This window comes from Janthinobacterium sp. GMG2, assembly GCF_033949445.1.
GTDB lineage: Bacteria > Pseudomonadota > Gammaproteobacteria > Burkholderiales > Burkholderiaceae_D > Janthinobacterium > Janthinobacterium aestuarii.
In genome coordinates this window covers 1,186,282-1,206,779 of record NZ_JAXAWA010000001.1, presented here as the reverse complement: position 1 = coordinate 1,206,779, position 20,498 = coordinate 1,186,282, and the positions used below count along the sequence as shown (strand labels likewise).

Here is a 20,498-nt window from a genome sequence, read left to right as displayed (position 1 = left end):
TAGGAGGATGGCAAGAGCGCATGTAGGATGAGTCCCGCCTACGGTAGCGTAGTTACTTTCAGTTTTCCACCAAAAGTACCAGACACTCAGCAGTTAGCGGGTAGGGCGAAAATCGCCGCGTCCGCCGTCACGTAGACGCGCTCGCCAGCTCCTGGCCGCACCGCATGGCCACCCGTGAAAGCGCCAAACGAGGGCAAAATGGCACGCTCCTGCCCCAGCAGGAAACACGGCAGGCGCAAGCCCCCCCCATGTCGTCCCGTCCCTGCTGCGCGCAAGTGGAACACGGGATGCACGTGGCCAGCCAGCACGTAGCCGGGCGCCACCGTATCCGGATGATGGCAAAACGACAGCTTGCCCACCTGGTGCGGTTCGTCGACCATGCGTATCCGCAGCGTGGCGGCCGGATCGCCCGCATGCGCATCGTGGTTGCCGCGCACTACCGTCAAGCGCACGTCCCGATGGCGCGCACGCCAGGCCAGCATGGCCGCCACGGTGGCGGGCGCATGCGCGGCGCGCGCGTGCAGAAAGTCGCCGAGAAAGACGATTTCCTCGCAAGCGTAACTGGCCAGCAAGCTGTCGAGCGCCAGCAGGTTTTGCGTCGTGGTGCCGCGTGGCACGGGTACGCCCAGCGCGCGAAACGCGGCCGCCTTGCCGAAATGGATGTCGGCGACGACCAGCATCTTGCGCGCCGGCCAATAGATGGCCTTGTGCGCCAGCAGCCAGACTATCTCGCCAGCCAGCTCCACCACGCAGTGCGCTTGCTGGCCGCTCATGCGGCCGCCTTTTCCAGCGCGCTGACCAGGCGCGCCACCCGGTCCGACAGCTTTTCCGTCGTCAGCTGTTCGCGGAAGCGCTCGACCATCAGGCCGAAGGCAAATGGCGATGCCCGCTCCAGCGCTTGCAGGGAAATGCGCCGTCCATGCAGCTCGCGCAAGGTGGCGCGCAGGCGCGTCAATTCCAGTTCCTGTTCCAGCACTTCGCGCTGCGCCTGCGTGAGCAGCAGATTGGCCGCATCGTGCTTGCGGAACACTTCAAAAAACAGCGAGGACGAGGCCTGCAACTGGCGCGCGCTTTTTGGCTGGCCCGGATAGCCCTGGAACACGAGGCCGGCGATGCGGGCGATTTCGCGGAAGCGCCGCTGCGACAGCTCCGTCGCATTCAGGCTGGCCAGTACGTCCTCGAGCAGATTGTCCGTGCTGAACAGGGCAAGGTCGGCGCCGCTGGCCCCCGACAACAGCGGCGCAAAATCGATGTCGTCCGCGCCCAGCAATTCAAAGCCGTAATCGTTGACGGCGATCGACAAGGTCGCCGGCTGCACGCGCGCGATGCGGTAGGCCAGCAGGGACGCCAGGCCCAGGTGCACGGAGCGTCCCGCAAACGGATACACGAACAGGTGGTGGCCTTCGCGGCTGGACAAGGTCTCCACCAACAGGGCCGCGCACGTGGGCAGGCTCGACCATGCCTGCTGGATGGCCAGCAGCGGCGCCAGCGCGCGCATTTCCGGCCCGCTGGCCTTGCCTTCCTGCGCCAGTTGCAACTGGTCGAGCACGGCATGCGCGAGTTCCGACGACAGCGGCATCTTGCCGCCCTGCCAGCGCGGCACGGCGCCGCGGCTGCCCGTGGCGCGCCGCACGTAGGCCGTCATCTCGTGCACGCGCACGAATTCCAGGATGCGCCCGCCAAACAGAAAATGGTCACCCGGCTTCAGGCGCGCGATGAATGATTCCTCGATACTGCCGATGCGCCCGCCACCGAGGAACTTGACCTGGATCGCCGCCTCCGAGACGATGGTGCCGATGCTCATGCGGTGGCGCCGCGCCAGCGCCACGTCCGGCACGCGGTACACGCCCTCCTCGCCCGGCAGCACTCTGCGGTATTCCGGATACACGGTCAGGCTTTGCCCGCCGCGCGCGACGAAATCGAGCGCCCATTGCCACTCGTCCGGGGTCAGGTGGCGGTAGGACCAGGCCGCGCGCACTTCCGCGTACAGCTCGGCAGACTGGAAACCGCCGCCCAGCGCAATCGTCACCAGGTGCTGCACCAGCACGTCGAGCGGCTTGTCCGGCACGGGCCGCGCTTCCAGGTGGCCTTGCGCCAGGGCAGTGCGGGCAGCGGCCGCTTCCAGCAATTCCAGGCTGTTGGTGGGCACGAGGGTGACGCGCGAAATGCGGCCCGGCGCGTGGCCGCTGCGCCCGGCCCGCTGCACCAGGCGCGCGATGCCTTTCGCGCTACCCACCTGCAGCACCCGCTCGACGGGCAGGAAATCGACGCCCAGGTCCAGGCTGGACGTGCACACGACGGCTTTCAGCTCGCCCGTTTTCAGGTGCTGCTCGACCCACTCGCGCACTTCGCGGTCCAGCGAACCGTGGTGCAGGGCGATCAGTCCCGCCCAGTCGGGCCGCGCATCAAGCAGGTGCTGGTACCACAGCTCGGCCTGCGAACGCGTGTTGGTGAACACGAGGGTGGTGGCGCTGCCCTCGATCTCGGCGATCAACGGCTGCAGCATCTGGATGCCCAGGTGGCCGCCCCAGGGAAAGCGCGTGGGGTTGACGGGAATCAGGCTGTCGACGAGGATGCGCTTTTTGACTTTGCCTTCCACCAGCACGCCGGCACTTTCCTCGCCCAGCAAAACGTCCTGCGCCTGCCGCAGATTGCCCAGGGTGGCCGACAAGCCCCACGTCATCAACGCGCCATGCCAGCGGCGCAAGCGGGCCAGCGCCAGCTGCACCTGCACGCCACGCTTGCTGCCCATCAATTCATGCCACTCGTCGACGATCACGGTTTCCAGCAGGCTGAAGCGTTCCCGGGCATCCGCCTGGCTCAGCATCAGAGACAGGCTTTCCGGCGTCGTGACGAGCACCTCGGGCCAGGCCTTCGCCTGCCGCGCCCGCTGCGCGGCGCTCGTGTCGCCCGTACGCGCCTCGATGCGCCAGCCCGGTGCAAGCTCCGCGCCCGAGGCTTGCAGCGCGCGCACCGTGTCGGCCGCCAGCGCCCGCATGGGCGTGATCCACAGCACGCGCAAGCCCTGCTTTCGTCCCTTGCGCGCCAGCCGCTCGGCGCGCAGCAAGGCGCCGAACCAGACGGCATACGTCTTGCCGGATCCCGTGCTCGCGTGCAGCAAACCCGATTGTCCCTGTGCGGCCGCGCGCCAGACGGCGCGCTGGAACGGAAACACCGCCCAGCTGCGCGCGTCAAACCATGCATCGATGCGCTGCGCCAGCGCGCTTTTGCTCATCGCTTGCTCATGTGGCCTGGACCAGCATGGCCTTCAGCGTGGCCAGCGTGTCCGCATCGGCGATGGCCTTGTCGTCACGCCGGCGCAAGATGCGGGGAAAGCGCACGGCGATGCCCGCCTTGTGGCGGCTGGACGCGGCGATGCCTTCGAAGCCGATCTCGAACACCATCGTCGGCTTGACGCTGCGCACGGGGCCGAATTTTTCTATCGTCGTCTTGCGGATGGCGGCGTCGACTTGCCCGATCTCCGCATCCGTCAAGCCCGAGTACGCCTTGGCGAACGGCACCAGCTTGCGCTCGCCTTCCTCAACGTCACCCCACACGGCAAACGTGTAATCCGTGTACAGCGACGCGCGCCGCCCGTGACCCGCCTGGGCATAGATCAGCACGGCGTCGATCGAATACGGGTCGATCTTCCACTTCCACCAAGTGCCCACGTCTTTCGTGCGACCCACGCCATACGCGGCAGACATGGCCTTGAGCATCATGCCCTCCACGCCGCGCGCCCGCGATTTGCTGCGGATGGCCGCCAGCGCCTCCCAGCTTGCCGCCGCTATGCGCGGCGACAGGCGCAGCGCGTCAGAACCGACGCCGGCCACCACCGCTTCCAGCAATGCGCGCCGTTCGAGCTGGGGCAGCTGGCGCACGTCCACGCCATCGAGTTCCAGCACATCGTAGGCCACGAGCACGGCCGGCAGCTCGGCCAGCAGCTTGGACGACACGCTCTTGCGGCCCATCCGTTGTTGCAGATCGGCAAATGGCGCCGGCACGTCGCCCGGCTGCCAGATGAGGATTTCGCCATCGAGCACGGTGCCCTCGGGCAAAACCAACTGCGCCAGCTCGGGAAACCACTCCGTGATCAATTCCTCGCCACGCGACCACAGCCAGTTCACGCCTTCGCGGCGCAGCAGCTGGGCGCGCATGCCGTCGTATTTCCACTCGACCAGCCAGTCGCCGATATCACCGAGACTCTGCGGCTCCGCCTGCAAGGGATGGGCGAGGAAGAACGGATACGGCTGGCCGCCGCGCAGCGCATGTTCGCCGTCCGACTGCGCGGCGATCAGTTTGAGAAAGCCCGCGCCCGTGGGGCTGACCTTGCCATCGGTCCAACCCATCAGGCGCTGGGCGATCAGCTTGCTGTCGACGGCGGCGATGGAGGCCAGCGCGCGCGTCACCAGCAGTTTGGACACGCCCACGCGAAAGCCGCCGCCGATCAGTTTGATCAACAAAAAACGTTCGCGCGTTTCCAGTTCGTCCCAGTAGGCCAGCAAGTCGGTGCGGATGGTCTCGGGCGGCGCGCCGCGCAACGGTGCGATACGCTGCTCGACCCACTCAGCCAGGCCGACGTCGCTGCGTTTGGTGGGCGCGGGCAGGATCAGGGCAATGGTTTCGGCCAGGTCGCCGACGGCGTGATAGGCCTCGTCGAACAGCCAGGCATCGAGGCCCGCCCGTTCGGTCGCGTACTCGCGCAGCAACTTGGTGGGCACGGCCTGGCGCGGCTTGCCGCCGGCCAGGAAGTACACGGCCCAGGCCGCGTTTTCCGGCGAGGCGCCACGAAAATACGCTTGCAGCGCCGCCAGCTTGCGGCTGGTGGAGGTCGTCTCGTCGAGTTCCGCATACAGCCGGGCAAAGTCACGCATGGGCGACGTCCTCCGCTGCCGTGGATGCACCGGGCGCACCGTCATCGGCCTCGTCGTCGCCATACTCCGTCTCGAAGCCGCCCGCCTGCCAGCCATTCTGCTGCAGCCAGCGCACCATCACGGGAATCGAGCCGTGCGTGACGATGATGCGCTCGGCCTGCGTGGCCGTGATCGCTTGCATCAGGCCGGGCCAGTCGGCATGGTCGGACAGGACAAAACCCCGGTCCACGCCACGCCGCCGGCGCGCGCCACGCAGCAGCATCCAGCCGCTGGCGAACGCGTCGCTGTAGTCGCCGAAACGCTTCATCCACGGCGAACCGGCGGCCGACGGCGGCGCGATCACCATCGCCGTCTTCAAGGCCGCCTTGTCCGTCACGTCGCTCACCATCACGGTGGCGGGCAAGGCCACGCCCGATTCGCGGTACACCTGCGTCAATGCCTGCGCCGCGCCATGGCAGATGATGGGGCCGATGCTGGCGTCCAGCCCCGCCAGGATGCGCTGCGCCTTGCCGAAGGCATAGCAGAACAGCACGCTGGTGCGCCCTTCGGCCGCATTCCTGCGCCACCATTGGTTGATGTCATCATTGATTTCCTGCGGCGCCTGCCAGCGGTAGATGGGCAGGCCGAACGTCGATTCCGTAATAAAAGTATCGCAGCGCACGGGCTCGAACGGTACGCAAGTGGGGTCGGGCTGCAGCTTGTAGTCGCCCGAAGCCACCCACACTTCGCCGCCCACTTCCATGCGCACCTGGGCCGAACCCAGCACGTGCCCGGCCGGATGCAGCGACACGCGCACGCCGTGGTGGTCGATGCTCTCGCCATACGCGAGGCCCTGGATGGACACGGCGCCCAGGCGCGCGCGCAATACCTGCTCGCCGGGCGCGGCACACAGGTAATGCCGATGGCCAACTCTTGCATGGTCCGCGTGCGCATGGGTGATGATGGCCCGCTCGACGGGGCGCCACGGGTCGATGTAGAACTGACCCGGCACACAGTACAAGCCTTCCTTGCGCACCACCACCATGTCTGCCATACCCTGCCCCCTGCGTTAAAAAAAGCGCGTTGGAATGGTCTGATTCTAGCGCGCTTGCGCCAGATCACTGTTCGGCAGCGCACCATGGCTTCACGCGGGGACAACGAACTCCGCCATGAAGGTGCGCGTGGTGTTTTCCGGAAAGGCAATGGTGACCTGGTCGCCTGCCACCGACAGCACGGTGCCGATCTGGTAGCGGGGCACGCGCACGCGGCTGCCGACGGCGATCTGGGCGGCTGGCGCTGGCGGTGTCGCTTCAGCAGGCACTGGCGGGAACTCGTCAAGGCTGATGGGCGCGGCCAGCGCGGGCGGCGACTGGCAATTGTCGCAGGTGCAGCAGCGCTCGAAATCTCCGGCATCGCCGAAGTAATCGAGCAGCAGTTTCCAGCGGCACAGGCCGCTTTGCGCGTACGCCACCATCTGCTCGAGCGCCTGCTTGTCGCGCTCCTGCTTGTCGACATAGATCTGCGACAGCTGCGCATACGCAGGCGTGGCGGCCGACTGGGCTGTCAAGCGGTAGCCGAGCTTGCGGTCCTGGCGCAGCAGCTTGCCGTCTTTTAACAGTTTCAGGCACACCTTCAAGTGGCCGTCGGAAAACTCGGGCAGGCGCGCTGCCAGGGCGGCGAACGCGAACGTGGCAGGCAATTCTTGCGCCGCCGCCACGATGGCCGCCAGTTCTTCCGCCGTGGGATAGTGCTTGGCCAGAAAGAATTGCTGCACCCGCTTGTCTTCCTGGAAGTACAGCAAGGTGCAGTCGGCGGGCAAGCCGTCGCGCCCTGCCCGGCCCGATTCCTGGTAGTACGCTTCCAGGTTGGCCGGCACTTGCAAGTGGATGACGAAGCGCGTGTCCGGCTTGTCGATGCCCATGCCAAACGCGTTGGTGGCGACCATGATGCGGCGCTCGCCATTCATGAACAAGTCCTGGTTCTGCTTGCGCTCGCGGGCCGCCAGCTTGCCGTGGTAGCACGTGACGCTCTCGCCCAGTTCCGCCAGCCGCGCCGCCAGGTCCTCGACGGCCTTGACGGTGGCCGCATACACGATGCCCACGCCGGGCGTCTCGCGCAGCAGGCGCAAGACTTCGTCCTGTTTCTCTCCCGCATTCGTGACCTGGATCACGCGGTAGCGCAAATTGGCGCGGTAGATGCCCGTGTTGATGACCTGCAGCTTGCGCGCTTCGAGCTGCGCGTCGATATCGTCTATCACTTCGCCCGTGGCCGTGGCCGTCAGCGCCAGCACGGGCGGACGGCCCAGCGCGCGCAGGGCGGCCGCGATTTCCAGATAGGCGGGACGGAAGTCGTGGCCCCACTGGGAAATGCAATGGGCTTCATCGATCACGACCAGGCTGGGCGGCGTGCCGGCCAGCAGGGACAGGAAATCGGGCATCGCCAGGCGTTCCGGCGTGCAAAAGATAATGAGCCTGCCGCCCTGGGCAATGCGGGCGAGGGCGTCGTCCTCTTCGGCGCGCGACAGGCTGCTGTTGAGCTGCACGGCCGTGATGCCCAGTTCGTGCAGCTTTTCCAGCTGGTCTTTCATGAGCGAAATCAGCGGCGACACGACCAGGGTCGCGCCCGGCAACAGGGCGGCGGGCAGTTGGTAGCACAGGGACTTGCCGCTGCCGGTGGGCATGATGGCCAGGGTGTCGCGTCCGGCCAGCACGCTGTCGATGACTTCCTGCTGGCCCGTGCGCAGCCGCGCCACGCCAAAAACCGAGCGCAGCAGGCGCTGAATGTGTCGACCGGACTTGTTCGCAGTAAGCTGCATCGTTGCCATCCCAAAAGTAAAAGCGCCATGCCGACGCCCTTGCGCCTGGCTGCAATTACTTTAAGGCCGGGCCTGGCGCGCCGCCATAGGACGGCTGCTACAGCCCGTGTAGGATATCAAGAAGCAAACAGGATGGCCCAGAACAGCATCAGCAAGCCGGCAATCGACACGCACCACACGAGCGTGCGCACGACGGGCACGCCAAACGCATACAGGGGCAGGTACAGCACGCGCGCGGCCAGGTACAGGGCGGCCCCGTACAAGGTCAGCGCGCTTTCCTGCGCCGTCACGTGGGCGATCAGCACGGCGGCGGCGAACAGGGGCAGGGTTTCAAACAGATTCGCCTGGGCCCGCCGCAAGCGGCCCGTGATCTTGCCCACGGGCGGCCCGTCGCCATCGCGCGCGCTCACGTTATAGGCCGTGCCCGTTTCGCACGTGCGGAACAGCGCGGGCAGGAGGATTTGCACCAGCGCCAGCACCAGGGTGCAGGCCAGCATCGTCAGTTCAGGGGTCATGCTTTACCTCGTGGATGAGACAGGCAAGCCGTGCGGCGCATGCCCGTCAGGGTTGGTCGAGTGCCGCTTGCAACTCCAGCAAATCATAGGGCTTGCGCAAGACGCTGGCGGAAAAGCCCAGTTCATCCATCGACTCCTTGCCATAGCCCGTGGAAAAGATAATGCGCATATCAGGTTTATCGCGCAGCACCATGCGCGCCAGCGCGATGCCGGACATGCCGGGCAGGCTGACATCCGTAAACAGGATATCGAAGTCTTGCTCGTTGAGCAATTTCCACGCCGCCTCGCCATCGGACACGCCGCTGACCGTGTGGCCCAGCATGCCCACCAGTTCGCACACCATCAGCTGCGAATCGAGATTGTCTTCCACCACGAGTATCTTCATCGATGTCGGCATGTCCCCCTGCGGTTCTGGCGCATGCCCCGTCAAGTCCAGCCCCGGCGTGCCGCCTCCCAGCATGCTGACCGACGTGCTGCTGCCAGCCACCGGCGCGCCGGACCGTTCAAACTGGCGCGCACGCATTTGCTGCTGGCGGTTGGCCAGCACGTGGCGCAGCTTGCGCGCCAGCTCTTCGCGCCGGTACGGTTTGCTGAGCAATTCCACTCCCGCGTCGAGACGCCCTTCGTGCACGATGACATCCTGCGCGTAGCCCGACGTAAACAGCACGGCGATATCGGGCTGCAACTCGCGCGCCTGGCGCGCCATCTCCGTGCTGCTGACGGGACCGGGCATGATCACGTCCGTAAACAGCAGGTCGATCTGCGCGCCGCTGTGCAGCACGGCCAGCGCGCTTTCGCCATCTTCGGCCTTGAGCACCTTGTAGCCAAGCGCGCCCAGCATGTCGACCACGGTGGTGCGCACGCCCACGTCGTCTTCCACCACCAGCACCGTTTCCGTGCCGCCCGTGACGACGCCGCTCAATTCCAGTTCCTCGTCCGCTTCGGCCATCAGGGAACGGGGCAAATAGATTTTGACTCCCGTGCCCACGCCAGGTTCACTGTAAATACGGATATGGCCGCGGCTTTGCGTGACAAAGCCATACGCCATCGACAAGCCCAGGCCCGTGCCCGCGCCTTCCGGCTTGGTGGTGAAGAACGGCTCGAACGCGCGCTGCAGCACGGGGCCGCTCATGCCACGGCCCGTGTCCGTCACCGACAGCATCACGTACTGGCCGGCAGGCACGTCGACCAGGTTGTGCACATACTGTTCATCGAGCACGACGTTGCCCAGCTCGATGGTCAGCTTGCCCACGCCATCCATGGCGTCGCGCGCATTGATGGCCAGGTTCAGGATGACGTTCTCGATCTGGCCGCGGTCGACCAGGGTATTCCACAGTCCGCCGCCGCCCACCAGCACGATGTCGATCGCTTCGCCCAGCGCGCGCCGCAGCAGCGCATCCATGTTGCGCACCACGCGCGCCAGGTCGGCCACCACCGGTTGCAAAGGCTGGCGCCGGGCAAACGCCAGCAGATGCGACGACAGCTTGGCGCCCCGCTCGACGGCGGCAATCGCCGTATCGAGGCGCTGGCGCATGACGCCATCCGTGCCCGCCAGGTGCTGCAGCAAATGCAAATTGCCGGAAATGATTTGCAGCACATTATTGAAATCGTGCGCGATGCCGCCCGTCAGCTGGCCCACGGCTTCCATCTTTTGCGCCTGGCGCAAGGCGTCTTCCGCCTTCGTGCGCTCACCGACCTCCTGTTCGACCCGGTGCTCGAGCGTTTCGTTCAATTCATGCAGCGCTTTTTCCACGCGGCGCCGGTCCGTGATATCCGTCTTGACGGCGATCAAGGAACGCGTCTGTCCCTGTTCATCAACCAGACGGCTGACATTACTCGACACCCACACTTGCGAGCCGTCGGGCTTCAGGTAGCGCTTTTCCAGCGAGAACGATTCGCCCGTTTCCACCAGGCGCTGGAACAGCACGCTGTTGCCGGGCACGTCCGCCGGATGCATGATGTCGTTCATGTTCAGGCTCAGCAGCTCTTCGGCCGAGCGGCCCAGCATGCAGCACAGGGCGCCGTTGACCCTCTGGAAGCTGCCGTCGAGGCCCAGTTCGGACAAGCCCACCGAGGCCTGGCCGAAAATGGCCGCCATGCGCTCCTGGCTGGCGTTCAGTTCATCCTCGATCTGGCGCCGCTCCGTCACATCGAACGACACGCCCACGTAGCGGCGCTGGCCCGGCACGCGGCCTGCCACCACCTCGCCCTGGCGCGCGATCCAGCGCAGCGCGCCATCGGCCGGGCGGCGGATGCGGTACTCCACGTATTCGAGGGGATTGGGCGCCACAGCAAGCTTGCTCGGTCCGACCTTTTGCTGGTCGCGCGCATCGACCAGGCTCACCAGCAAGCGTTCCGTCACTTCCACCTCGTCGGCAATGCCCCACAGGCGGCGGAAGGTGGGCGACACCAGCATCGCGCCCGTCTCGGGGAACCATTCGAAGGTGCCGATGCCGCCGGCCTGCTGGGCCAGGCGCAAGCGCTCCTCGCCTTCCATGCGTTCGGTGACGTCGATGCCTTCGACGAGGATGCCCGTGACCGCGCCCTCGTCATCCTTGATGGGCTGGTAGACGAAGTCGATCTGGCGCTGTCCCGTCTGCCCGTCCGCCGTCTGCAAATCCACCTTCACCTGGCGTCCCTCGTACGGTTCGCCCGTGCGGTAGACCTGGTCGAGCAGTTCGATGAAACCTTGCTCCTTGACTTCAGGCAAGGCCGCTTCGACTGTCTTGCCCAGCAGATCGCGGTGACCGACCAGGCGCAGATAATGTTCATTCGCCAGCTCGAACACGTGCCGCGGCCCGCGCAGCATGGCCATGAAACTGGGCGCCTGCTGGAACAGGGCGCGCAGCAGCGCGCGTTCCTCGCCCAGGCGGCGGTTGGCCGCGCGCACGGCCTCGCTCTCGGCCTGCAAAGTCGTGTTGAGTTTGCCCAGCTCGGCCGTGGCCAGCTTCAGCTGGCGCCCTTCTTCCATGCGCGCCGTCAATTCCAGTGCCGTGCACAGCACGCCGTCCACCTGGCCCTCGTCGCCATGCACGGGCGTATAAAACAGGTCGAAGCAGACGTCGGTGCGCTGTCCGCCGCGCAACAGCGGCAAGCAGCATTCGCGGTGCACCTGTGTTTCCCCGCGCAACCCCGTTTCGAGGATGCGCGCATTCCAGTCCCAGATTTCAGGCCAGATGGCCGGCACCGTGCCGCCCAGCGCGGCAGGATGGCGCTCGCCTGCGATCTGGATGTAATCGTCGTTGTAAATCATCACGTGCTGCGGGCCCCACATCAGCACCATCGCCATCGGCGAATTGAGCACGATGTCGACGCTGGTGCGCAAATGGGCGGGCCAGCCATCGAGCGGGCCCAGGCTGGTAGCGGACCAGTCGCGCTGGCGCACCAGCTCGCCCATGCTGCCGCCGCCGCGCGGCCAGGCTGGCGCGCTCATGTAACCAATCCCGCTTGCACGCGCACCTGGCACTGGCGCGGGATGCGCACGGTCGCCAGCGTGCCCTGCGCGGCCGTCGAACTGATCTCGACCGTGCCGCCGTGGGCCTTGACGAACATGTTGACCGTGTACAAGCCCAGCCCCAGGCCCTGCCCCGTCCTGCGCTTCTCGCCCGCCTGCTGGAACGGCTCGAACAGGGTCGGCAGCAAGGCGGCCGGGATGACGCCGCGATTGGCGATGCGCAACTCGATATGGTCGGCGGCCCGTCCATCGAGGTCCAGTTGCACGGGCGTGCCCGGCTCGCCATGTGTGATGGCATTGTTTAACAGATTCGAAATGACTTGCGACAGCAAGCCCGCATCGCATTGCCCGTGCAGATTACCCGCGCTGCCGACCTCGACCAGCGGCGCCTGGCCGGCCGTCTCGAATTCCTCGACGATGGCGCGCGCCAGCGCCAGGTAGTCGTGCGTGCTGCTGCGCAACTCCATCGTGCCGGAACGGATGCGCGCCAGGTCCAGCAGCTGGTCGACCATGCGTCCCATGCGCTTGGCGCTGCTTTCGATACGCTGCGCCGTGACGATCACCTTCGGGTGGTCGCTCATCATCGGCAACAGCATGGCGCCGTTCATCACCACCGACAAGGGCGTGCGCAAGTCGTGGCCCAGCACGGCCGTGAACAGTTCATTCAGGTGCAAGGCATGCTTGAGTTCGTCGAGCTGGGCCGACAATTCGCGTTTCTGCTGGTACAGCTGGACCAGCACGGCCACCTTGCTTTGCAAGGCCTTCACGTCGATGGGCTTGTAGAGGAAATCGACGGCGCCCGCCTCGTAGCCGCGGAAGCTGTAGCTCGGTTCGCGCGACGCCGCCGTCAGGAAGATCAGCGGAATGCTGCGCGTGCGCTCGCTGCCGCGTATCAGCTCGGCCAGCTCGAAACCATCCATGTGCGGCATTTGCACGTCGATCAGGGCCAGCGCCACTTCATGCGTCAACAGCAATTCCAGCGCTTGCGCGCCTGAGCTTGCCTTCAGGATGACAATACCGGGCCGTGCCAGCACGGCTTCGGCGGCGACCAGGTTTTGCGCGATGTCGTCAACGACGAGGATATGGATAGGTGCGGTCACGGAATCATCTTCAGGCATCGCAACGGCAAGATGCCATCGTGTTTCGATATAAACATCAACATTGTTTCAATTCTCACATATATTACACGCACTACACCACTCTCATTCACTTGTGTTCGCCATCGCCGAGCAATGCCAGGCTGGCGGCCATTTGCGGCAAATCGAGCACGCGGTCGGCGCCCGCCAGCTTGAGCGCGGCCGCCGGCATGATGCCACAACTGGCCCGCTGCGGGTCTTGCACCCAGGCACTGCCGCCCAGCTGCCGCACGCGGGCCAGGCCCGCCGCACCGTCGGCCGAGGCGCCCGTCAGGATAATGGCCAGCATGGCGCGCCGGTAAGCGTACGCAGCCGTTTCCAGCAGGACATCGATGGACGGGCGCGAAAAATACACGGGCGCTTCCTGCGACAGGGAAAAGCAGCCATCGGGCTCGACTTGCAGGTGGTAGTCGGGCGGGGCGAAATACACGGTTCCGGCCTTCAGCGGTTCCTTGTCCTGCGCTTCGCACAAGGGCAGCGCGCAGCGCGCCGCATACAGATGCGGCAACTGGCTCGAGCGGCCTGGTGCCAGATGCAGCACCACCACGACGGCCGCGCGGCAACTGGCGGGCAAGGCGCGCAGCACGATGCCCAGCGCTTCCACGCCGCCGGCCGAGGCGCCGATGGCGATCAGGCGCAGGCCGGCGGGCGGTGGCGCGACGTCGCAGCTTGGCAGCATGTCAGGCACGCTGGAAGATGCGTTCGGCCGGGCTCAGCTCGTTGAAGCTGTCCGCATGGCGGCTGAAATGCAGGCTTTCCTTCATGCCCAGCCCCAGGAAGCCCCGGTTCACCAGCGCTTCATGGAACAGGCCAAGGCTGCGGTCTTGCAAATCTTTGTTGAAGTAAATCATGACGTTACGGCAGGAAACCATGTGCACCTCCGAAAACACGCTGTCCGTCGCCAGGCTGTGGTCGGCGAAGACGAACTGGCGCCGCAAGCGCCGGTCAAAGATGGCGCCCTTGTAGGCGGCCGTGTAATAGTCGGACAGCGAGCGCTTGCCGCCCGCCAGCTGGTAATTCTCGCTGAACTGGGCGATGCGTTCGATGGGATAAATGCCCGCTTCAGCGGCGGCCAGCGCTTCCACATTGATGTCGGTCGCATAAATCATGCTGCGCTCGAGCAAGCCCTCTTCTTCCAGCAAGATGGCCAGCGACCATACCTCTTCGCCGCTGCTGCAGCCGGCCACCCAGATCTTGATCGAGGGATAGGTATGCAGGATGGGCACGACTTTTTCGCGCAGAGCACGAAAATACGCGGGATCGCGGAACATCTCGCTCACTTGCACCGTGAAAAACTGCAGCATCTGCGCGAACATGGCCGGCTCGTGCAAGATGCGGTCCTGCAATTGCGACAGGCTGGCGCAGCCGAAGCGCTCCATGGCCTGGCGCATGCGCCGGCGCAGGGACGCCACGGAATAATCGCGGAAATCGTGCTGATAGCGCAGCAGTATTCCCTCAAGCAATAACTTCAGTTCTATATCGAAAATATCGTCATCTAACAACATCCACCTCATCGGATACCTGACCATTGAACAGCGTGCAAAGCGCAGCGCGCAGTCACTGCCAAATGCTAGCAGATCGCCGGCAATTATCCTGCAGAGAAAGTTTCAGTTAGGTACGCTGGCGTACACTCGCGCGTTTTTTTCGGCTCTGTCCTCGACAAGTAGGGGAATTCCGGGAATCTTCCCGTGTCCCTGCTGTCTGACTGAGCATCGCAGACAAGCGGGAGCCTTCCATGCAGCCAGCCCAATGGAAAACCTTCATCGCCCAGTTCGCCGAACTGAACCGCCGCCAGCGCCTGGCGGGCATCGCCCTGCTGCACGGGGCCGCATCGCAAGACGTCGCCGTGGCATTGATCGAAAGCGTGGCCCGCCAACAACCGCACTGTCCGGTTTGCAACAGCAACCATGCTCACCGGCACGGCCATGCACACGGACTGCAGCGCTACCGTTGCGTGCCTTGCGGCCGCACCTTCAATGCACTCACCGGCACGCCGCTTGCCCGCTTGCGCCACAAGGCGCTGTGGCTTGAGTATGCCCATTGCATGCTGACATCGGATTCCGTGCGTAAGGCGGCGTTACAGCTGGGCGTGCACCGCAATACCACGTTTCGCTGGCGCCACCGGTTTTTATCATTGGCAAAAACGGACCGGCCCCATCGCCTGCATGGCATCGCCGAAGCGGACGAGCTGTATGTACTGGAATCGGAGAAGGGATCGCGGCATTTGACGCGCCCGGCGCGGCGCCGTGGTGGTCATGCCTTTAAACGTGGCATATCGAATGAGCAAGTCTGCATCCTGGTGGCGCGTGACCGCACTGGGCAAACCCTCGATTTCGTCACGGGAAAAGGAGCACTGACCAAGGCACAGCTACATGCTTGCCTGCCACCCGTCATCGACAAGGATATCTTGCTGGTCACCGATGGTCATGCCGCCTACCGCGCCTTCGCCCATGAAGCAGGGGTCAGCCACCAGGCCGTCAACTTGCGTGCCGGCATCCGCGTGCGGGGCGCCGCCCACGTGCAAAACGTCAATGCGTATCACAGCCGCTTGCGGGATTGGCTACGGCCGTTTCACGGCGTAGCCACACGCTACCTGTCGAATTACCTGGGCTGGCGCTGGATACTCGACGCCGGGCGCATCCGCTCGCCAGAAACATTATTGAAGGCAACACTAGGAGCATTCCCACATCTAACGGTGACATAGCCTTTTTTCAGGCATCCACGCCCTTCATGCCTTCTTCCGTATAGCGCGCGCCCGCCGCCATGCCCAAAGGAAAGGCCGCGTTCATCGCCGCCAGTTCCGCCCCGTCCAGCCGCACGGCCAGCGCGCCGAGGTTGTCGTACAAATACGCGATGCGCTTGGTGCCGGGAATGGGAATGATGTCGTCGCCTTGCGCCAGCAGCCAGGCCAGCGCCAGCTGGGCCGGCGTGCAGCCTTTTGCGCGCGCGATGTCCCTCACTTGCGCGACGATGGCCTGATTGCGCGCCAGGTTATCGGCGGCAAAGCGGGGATTGAACTGGCGAAAGTCGCCCGCGTCGAGGCTGGCCGCATCGGCAATGGCGCCCGTCAAAAATCCCCGGCCCAGCGGACTGTAGGCAAAGAAGCTGGCGCCCACGTCGCGGCAGGCGGCCAGCACGCCCTGCTCCGGTTCGCGCGTCCACAGCGAGTATTCGCTCTGCACGGCGTCCACGGGGCAGATCGCCGCCGCGCGCCGCAAGGTGGCGGCGCTCACCTCGCACAGGCCCACGGCGCGGATCTTGCCCTCTTGCCGCAGTTGCGCCAGCGCGCCCATCGATTCCTCAAGTGGCGTCTCGAGATTCAGGCGGTGCAGATAGAACAGGTCGATGGCCTCCACGCCCAGGCGCGCCAGCGACGCTTCGCACGCCTGGCGGATGTAGGCGGGGGAATTGTCGACGCGGCGCGCATAACTGCCCGCCTCGCGCGCCAGCCCGCACTTGGTGGCGATCAGGGCCTGGCCGCGATGGCTGGCCAAAAAGCGCCCCAGCAACTGCTCGTTGTGGCCGAAACCGTAGGCGTCGGCCGTGTCGAACAGGGTCACGCCCGCCGCCAGGGCAGCTTCCAGGGTGGCCAGGGATTGCGCCTCGTCCGTGGCGCCATAGAATTCCGACATGCCCATGCAGCCCAGGCCCAATGCCGAACTGGTCAAACCGCTATTGCCGATGTGTCGCTGTTGCATGCTGCTCTCCTCAGTTGTTGACTCGATGCCGCCAGTGTGGACCGCGCCAGCTGGCAAGGGAATGCCCGATTTCGTGATACCTTTCTGGTATGAGAGCCCTCGATACCCATGCCTTGACCCTGTTTTGCGCCGTCGCCCGCTGCCTGAACTTCCGCCAGGCGGCGGAGCAATTGCACATGACCCAGCCACCATTGTCGCGCGCCATCAAGGGGCTGGAAGACAAGCTGGGCGCGCGCCTGTTCGAGCGCGACACGCAGGGCGTGGCCTTGACGCAAGCGGGCCGTACCCTGCTGCCGCAGGCGCTGCACATCCTCGATTTGCTGGAGATGGCGCAGCAATCGCTGCGGCAAGACAGCGCACCCGCGCGCCTGCGCCTGGGCTTGACCAGTTCCGTGGCGGCAGGCCTGTTCCGTCCTTTGCTGGCGGCGCTGGAGGAGCAACTGGGCAATGTCCGCCTGGAATTGACGGCGGCCCCGTCGCCGCGCCTGGTCGCCGCCGTGCGCAAGGGCCAGCTCGATGCAGCCCTGCTTGCCTTGCCCAGCGCCACGTTCGAGCTAGCCGTGCAGCCGCTGGCGCGCCAGCCCATGATGCTGGCCCTGCCCGCCGGGCACCGGCTGGCGAAGAAGCGCAAGCTCAGCCTTGCTGACATCGCCCAGGAACCCATCTACTGGTTCGAACGGGTGCGCCAGCCCGCCTTTTTCGACCATTGCCAGCAAGTGTTCCGCCGGCATGATTTCGCGCCGCATTTCCTGCGCGAAGCACCCGACCACCATGTGCTGCTCGGCGACGTGGCCGCAGGCAAAGGTATGGCGCTGCTGGCCGACTCGTTCCGCGCGCTGCGCATGGATGGCGTGATCTACCGGCCATTGGCGGAAGGCGAGGAATTGGCGGCCGGCATCGGCCTGGCATGGCAGGCCGATCACGGCCATGCGGCCCTGCACCTGCTGCGCCAGCTGGCGCAGGAATATCTGAAACAGTGACGGCCGCGCGCGGATGCGCCAGACGCGCTACCATATCGCCTTCCCCATTTTCAAGCGCCACCACGACCATGACGTTTACCATCAGCGACGCCGCCTACGGCACCGATACCCCCGCCGCCAAGCAAGCCATGTATGCGGACTTGCGCTCGCAGCTGCAAGGCTTGCTGTCAGGCGAGACCGACTTCATCGCCAATACGGCCAACTTCAGTTCGCTGGTCTTCAACACCATGCCGGGCCTCAACTGGGCCGGCTTTTATTTCCTCAAGGGCGAGGAATTGGTGTTGGGACCGTTCCAGGGCAAGCCCGCCTGCATCCGCATCAAGAAGGGGCGCGGCGTGTGCGGCACCACGGTGGTCGAAGGCAAGTCCATCGTCGTGCAGGACGTGCATGCATTTCCCGGCCACATCGCCTGCGACGTCAATTCCCGCTCGGAACTGGTGGTGCCCGTGTTTGCGCACGGCCAGATCATCGGCGTGTTCGACCTCGACAGCCCGTTGATTGGCCGTTTCGACGACGTCGACGCGCAAGGCGTCGAATCCTTGGTGCGCGTGCTGGAAGCGGCTATCGTTGCTGAATAACTAGTTGCCCGCCTTGACGGCGATGAATTCGCCCTTGCCGACCGTCGCCAGGCACGTCGTGTAGCGGCTGTCGGCGCGGATGGTTTCGATGAAGCCGGCCATGTCCGCGTAGTGCGAACTGGCGTTGTCGACCACCAGCACGCCGCCAGCCGCCAGCGCGCGGTCCAGCTGCGGCCACCACTGCGCGTATTGCTGGCGAGCGGAATCGAGGAAGATGAAATCGTAGGCGCCGTCCGCCGCATCGCGCAGCACGTCGCCCGCGTCCGCCAGCAGCTGGCCGATCACGCCCTGCAATTGCGCGCGCACGAAGTTGTCGTGCGCCATGTCGAACTTGTCCTGCGCCTTTTCCACCGTCACCACCTTGCCGCCCAGCGCCTGCACGGCGCGCGCCAGCCACAAAGTGGAATAGCCGTTCGACGTGCCGATTTCCAGCACTCGCCGGGCGCCGCGCGCGTGCACCATCACGGCCAGCAATTCGCCCGTGTCGCGCGTGATATTGAGCATGCGGCTGGCGCGCGCCGTGTGCGCCGCATCATTGGTGTTACCGAATGCTTCCAGTTCACTCAACAGAGTATCGATGCTGGGCATGGCGCCTCCTTGTTCAAAACACCAGCATAGCAAAAAAACTATGCCGGTGCGCGGCGCAGCGGACGTTTCAGGTATTGCACCATCACCACGCCCAGCAGGGTCACGCCGCCGCCGATCACATCGTAGCTGTGCAAGGTTTCGCCGAGGAACAGCATGGCGATGATCACCGTGAATACGGGCAGCAAGTTCATCAAGGTCGTCGCGCGGCTAGGCCCCAGCTTGGCCAGGCCATGCATCCACAAGAACGGCGCGATGATGGAGGCGGGGATGCCGGCAAACAGCACCAGCGGCAAGCCGGCGCTGGTGACAGGCGGCGCGGACTGGCTCAGGTAATACACGAACAGCACGGGCACGGCGCACCAGACCTGGATCAGCAGCGAATGCCAGTTATTCAGGGGAATCTTCCAGCGCTTGAGCAGCACGCCATAGCCCGCATACGACAGGCACGCCAGCAGCATCAGCGCGTCGCCCACGGCTGCTCCATGGGCCAGCAGGGCGGCCGGGTCGCCATGGCTGAGCAAATAAGCGAGTCCCAGCAGCGACACGAGGCCGCCAAACACGCCGCCCACGGTGGGCGCCTCGCCCAGCAGCAGCACGGACAGGCCCACGGCCAGCAGCGGCATCATCGATGCGAGGATGCCCATATTGGTGGCCGTCGTCGTTTGCGCGGCGATGTAGGCGAGGCACTGGTACATGACCATGCCCAACATACCCAGCACAAACAGTTTGCCCAGATACGGTCGCACCACGGAGCGCTGCTTCCACACGGGACGGGCAAACACGAGCGCCAGCAGCACGCCGGCCAGCAGCCAGCGGTAGAACGAGATGGCGGCCGGATCGATCACGCCCACGGCCATCTTGCTGACAATGGTATTGATGGCCCAGATCAGCACGGCGATCACGGGTAACAGATAGTGCTTCACTTGCATGCGGCGTACTCCAGTATTCAAGACCGCCATTTTCGCACGGTCCGATTCCATGGATATAATGCATAGCGGACAATCGATGCGAAGAACAGGACAAAGACACCATGGCCAGCAACCAGCATTTCCCCGCCGTTTCCGACACCCTGCCCTATCCCGTGTATTTCCGCCTCGACGATTACCGCGCGCACCAGCAGTTCGATTACCAGAGCCATCCTTGGGGCCAGCTCACGTATTGCTCCACGGGCGTGATGGAAATCATGGTCGCGGGCCAGCGCTACCTGTCGCCGCCCCAGTACGCCGTGTGGATACCGCCCGAGACTTTGCACGACGGCTATATCCGCCAGGATGTCGTGTTTCACTCGGCCTACATCGACGCCAGCCTGTGCGCGCAGCTGCCGGCCCAGCCGTGCGCGCTGGTATTGAGTCCTTTGCTCAAAGCCATACTAGGCGACTTTGCCGGGCGCAACGTCACCACGCCCGCCACCGAAGCCGACCAGCGCCTGGCGCAGGTGCTGGTCGACCAGCTGCAGCTGGCGCCGTGCAGCCGCAACTATCTGCCTGGCAGCGACGAGCCCGTCATTGCGGCGCTGCTGGCGGCCCTGCAGGCGGAGCCTGGCAGTAACCGCTCACTGGCCGAGTGGGCCGCGCAATTGCACGTGACGGAGCGCACCTTGGCGCGCCGCTGCCAGCGCGAACTGGGCATGCCGTTCGGCGAATGGCGCCAGCGCCAGCGCTTCCTGGCCGCCCTGCCCCTGCTGGAACAAGGAGACACCGTGCAGGCGATCGCGCTGGAACTGGGCTACAGCACGGCCTCCGCTTTCATCGCCATGTTTCGCCGGCAAAGCGGCGGCACGCCTGACCAGTTCCGTCGCGGCCTGCGCTGAAAAAGCGGGTCCGCTTTGTCATGGTTTGTCATATTGGGATGCTAAAATTCAAACATCTTTCCAGAGAGCAA

17 protein-coding genes are annotated in these 20,498 nt (G+C 65.1%); 4 read left to right on the top strand and 13 right to left on the bottom strand.

Translation table 11 applies throughout. The features are described 5' to 3' along the window. Positions 1–86: 86 nt before the first annotated feature. The 10 genes from pdeM to SKZ59_RS05335 form a co-directional block, all read right to left on the bottom strand. On the bottom strand, positions 87–773 hold the full coding sequence (pdeM, locus tag SKZ59_RS05380) for a ligase-associated DNA damage response endonuclease PdeM (protein ID WP_319991020.1): 687 nt from the start codon (positions 771–773) through the stop codon (positions 87–89). Further along, on the bottom strand, positions 770–3,235 hold the full coding sequence (locus SKZ59_RS05375) for a ligase-associated DNA damage response DEXH box helicase (protein ID WP_319991019.1): 2,466 nt from the start codon (positions 3,233–3,235) through the stop codon (positions 770–772). Before SKZ59_RS05375 ends, pdeM begins: the two co-directional genes overlap by 4 nt. A gap of 7 nt (positions 3,236–3,242) precedes the next feature. After that, entirely contained in the window at positions 3,243–4,874 is a 1,632-nt protein-coding gene (locus SKZ59_RS05370; protein WP_319991018.1) for an ATP-dependent DNA ligase, read from the bottom strand. After that, positions 4,867–5,907, bottom strand: a complete 1,041-nt coding sequence (locus tag SKZ59_RS05365) for a ligase-associated DNA damage response exonuclease (protein ID WP_319991017.1) — start codon at positions 5,905–5,907, stop codon at positions 4,867–4,869. The genes SKZ59_RS05370 and SKZ59_RS05365 overlap by 8 nt, the downstream gene beginning before the upstream one ends. Before the next feature lie 90 nt (positions 5,908–5,997). Continuing rightward, on the bottom strand, positions 5,998–7,668 hold the full coding sequence (locus tag SKZ59_RS05360; protein ID WP_319991016.1) for an ATP-dependent DNA helicase RecQ: 1,671 nt from the start codon (positions 7,666–7,668) through the stop codon (positions 5,998–6,000). A 116-nt stretch (positions 7,669–7,784) separates the two neighbouring features. Next, positions 7,785–8,183 (bottom strand): MAPEG family protein, encoded by a 399-nt coding sequence (locus SKZ59_RS05355; RefSeq protein ID WP_319991015.1) that lies wholly within the window; start codon positions 8,181–8,183, stop codon positions 7,785–7,787. A gap of 46 nt (positions 8,184–8,229) precedes the next feature. Continuing rightward, positions 8,230–11,616, bottom strand: a complete 3,387-nt coding sequence (locus SKZ59_RS05350) for a PAS domain S-box protein (RefSeq protein ID WP_319991014.1) — start codon at positions 11,614–11,616, stop codon at positions 8,230–8,232. After that, positions 11,613–12,737, bottom strand: coding sequence for a hybrid sensor histidine kinase/response regulator (locus SKZ59_RS05345; protein WP_175444550.1), 1,125 nt, complete (start codon positions 12,735–12,737; stop codon positions 11,613–11,615). The genes SKZ59_RS05350 and SKZ59_RS05345 overlap by 4 nt, the downstream gene beginning before the upstream one ends. Before the next feature lie 106 nt (positions 12,738–12,843). Further along, entirely contained in the window at positions 12,844–13,452 is a 609-nt protein-coding gene (locus tag SKZ59_RS05340) for a chemotaxis protein CheB (RefSeq protein ID WP_319991013.1), read from the bottom strand. A 1-nt stretch (position 13,453) separates the two neighbouring features. Further along, complete coding sequence (locus SKZ59_RS05335; protein ID WP_200873008.1) at positions 13,454–14,278, bottom strand: CheR family methyltransferase; 825 nt, start codon at positions 14,276–14,278, stop codon at positions 13,454–13,456. A gap of 230 nt (positions 14,279–14,508) precedes the next feature. Here SKZ59_RS05335 and SKZ59_RS05330 point away from each other — a divergent pair, with 230 nt between their 5' ends. Further along, positions 14,509–15,477: an IS1595 family transposase gene (locus SKZ59_RS05330; RefSeq protein WP_070303535.1), complete on the top strand. Its 969-nt coding sequence runs from the start codon at positions 14,509–14,511 to the stop codon at positions 15,475–15,477. Between the two features lie 7 nt (positions 15,478–15,484). Here SKZ59_RS05330 and SKZ59_RS05325 read toward each other — a convergent pair whose 3' ends face one another. Continuing rightward, complete coding sequence (locus SKZ59_RS05325; RefSeq protein ID WP_319991012.1) at positions 15,485–16,471, bottom strand: aldo/keto reductase; 987 nt, start codon at positions 16,469–16,471, stop codon at positions 15,485–15,487. A gap of 89 nt (positions 16,472–16,560) precedes the next feature. Between SKZ59_RS05325 and SKZ59_RS05320 the strand changes: the two genes are divergently transcribed. Continuing rightward, positions 16,561–17,451 (top strand): LysR family transcriptional regulator, encoded by an 891-nt coding sequence (locus SKZ59_RS05320; RefSeq protein WP_070303533.1) that lies wholly within the window; start codon positions 16,561–16,563, stop codon positions 17,449–17,451. A gap of 68 nt (positions 17,452–17,519) precedes the next feature. Then, positions 17,520–18,029, top strand: coding sequence for a GAF domain-containing protein (locus SKZ59_RS05315; RefSeq protein WP_070303532.1), 510 nt, complete (start codon positions 17,520–17,522; stop codon positions 18,027–18,029). On the opposite strand, the gene SKZ59_RS05310 is transcribed toward SKZ59_RS05315, so the two are convergent. Continuing rightward, entirely contained in the window at positions 18,030–18,617 is a 588-nt protein-coding gene (locus tag SKZ59_RS05310; RefSeq protein ID WP_070303531.1) for an O-methyltransferase, read from the bottom strand. A gap of 38 nt (positions 18,618–18,655) precedes the next feature. After that, entirely contained in the window at positions 18,656–19,546 is an 891-nt protein-coding gene (locus SKZ59_RS05305) for a DMT family transporter (protein ID WP_070303530.1), read from the bottom strand. Positions 19,547–19,647: 101 nt separating this feature from the next. Between SKZ59_RS05305 and SKZ59_RS05300 the strand changes: the two genes are divergently transcribed. Beyond that, complete coding sequence (locus SKZ59_RS05300; protein ID WP_070303529.1) at positions 19,648–20,427, top strand: AraC family transcriptional regulator; 780 nt, start codon at positions 19,648–19,650, stop codon at positions 20,425–20,427. Positions 20,428–20,498 lie beyond the last annotated feature (71 nt).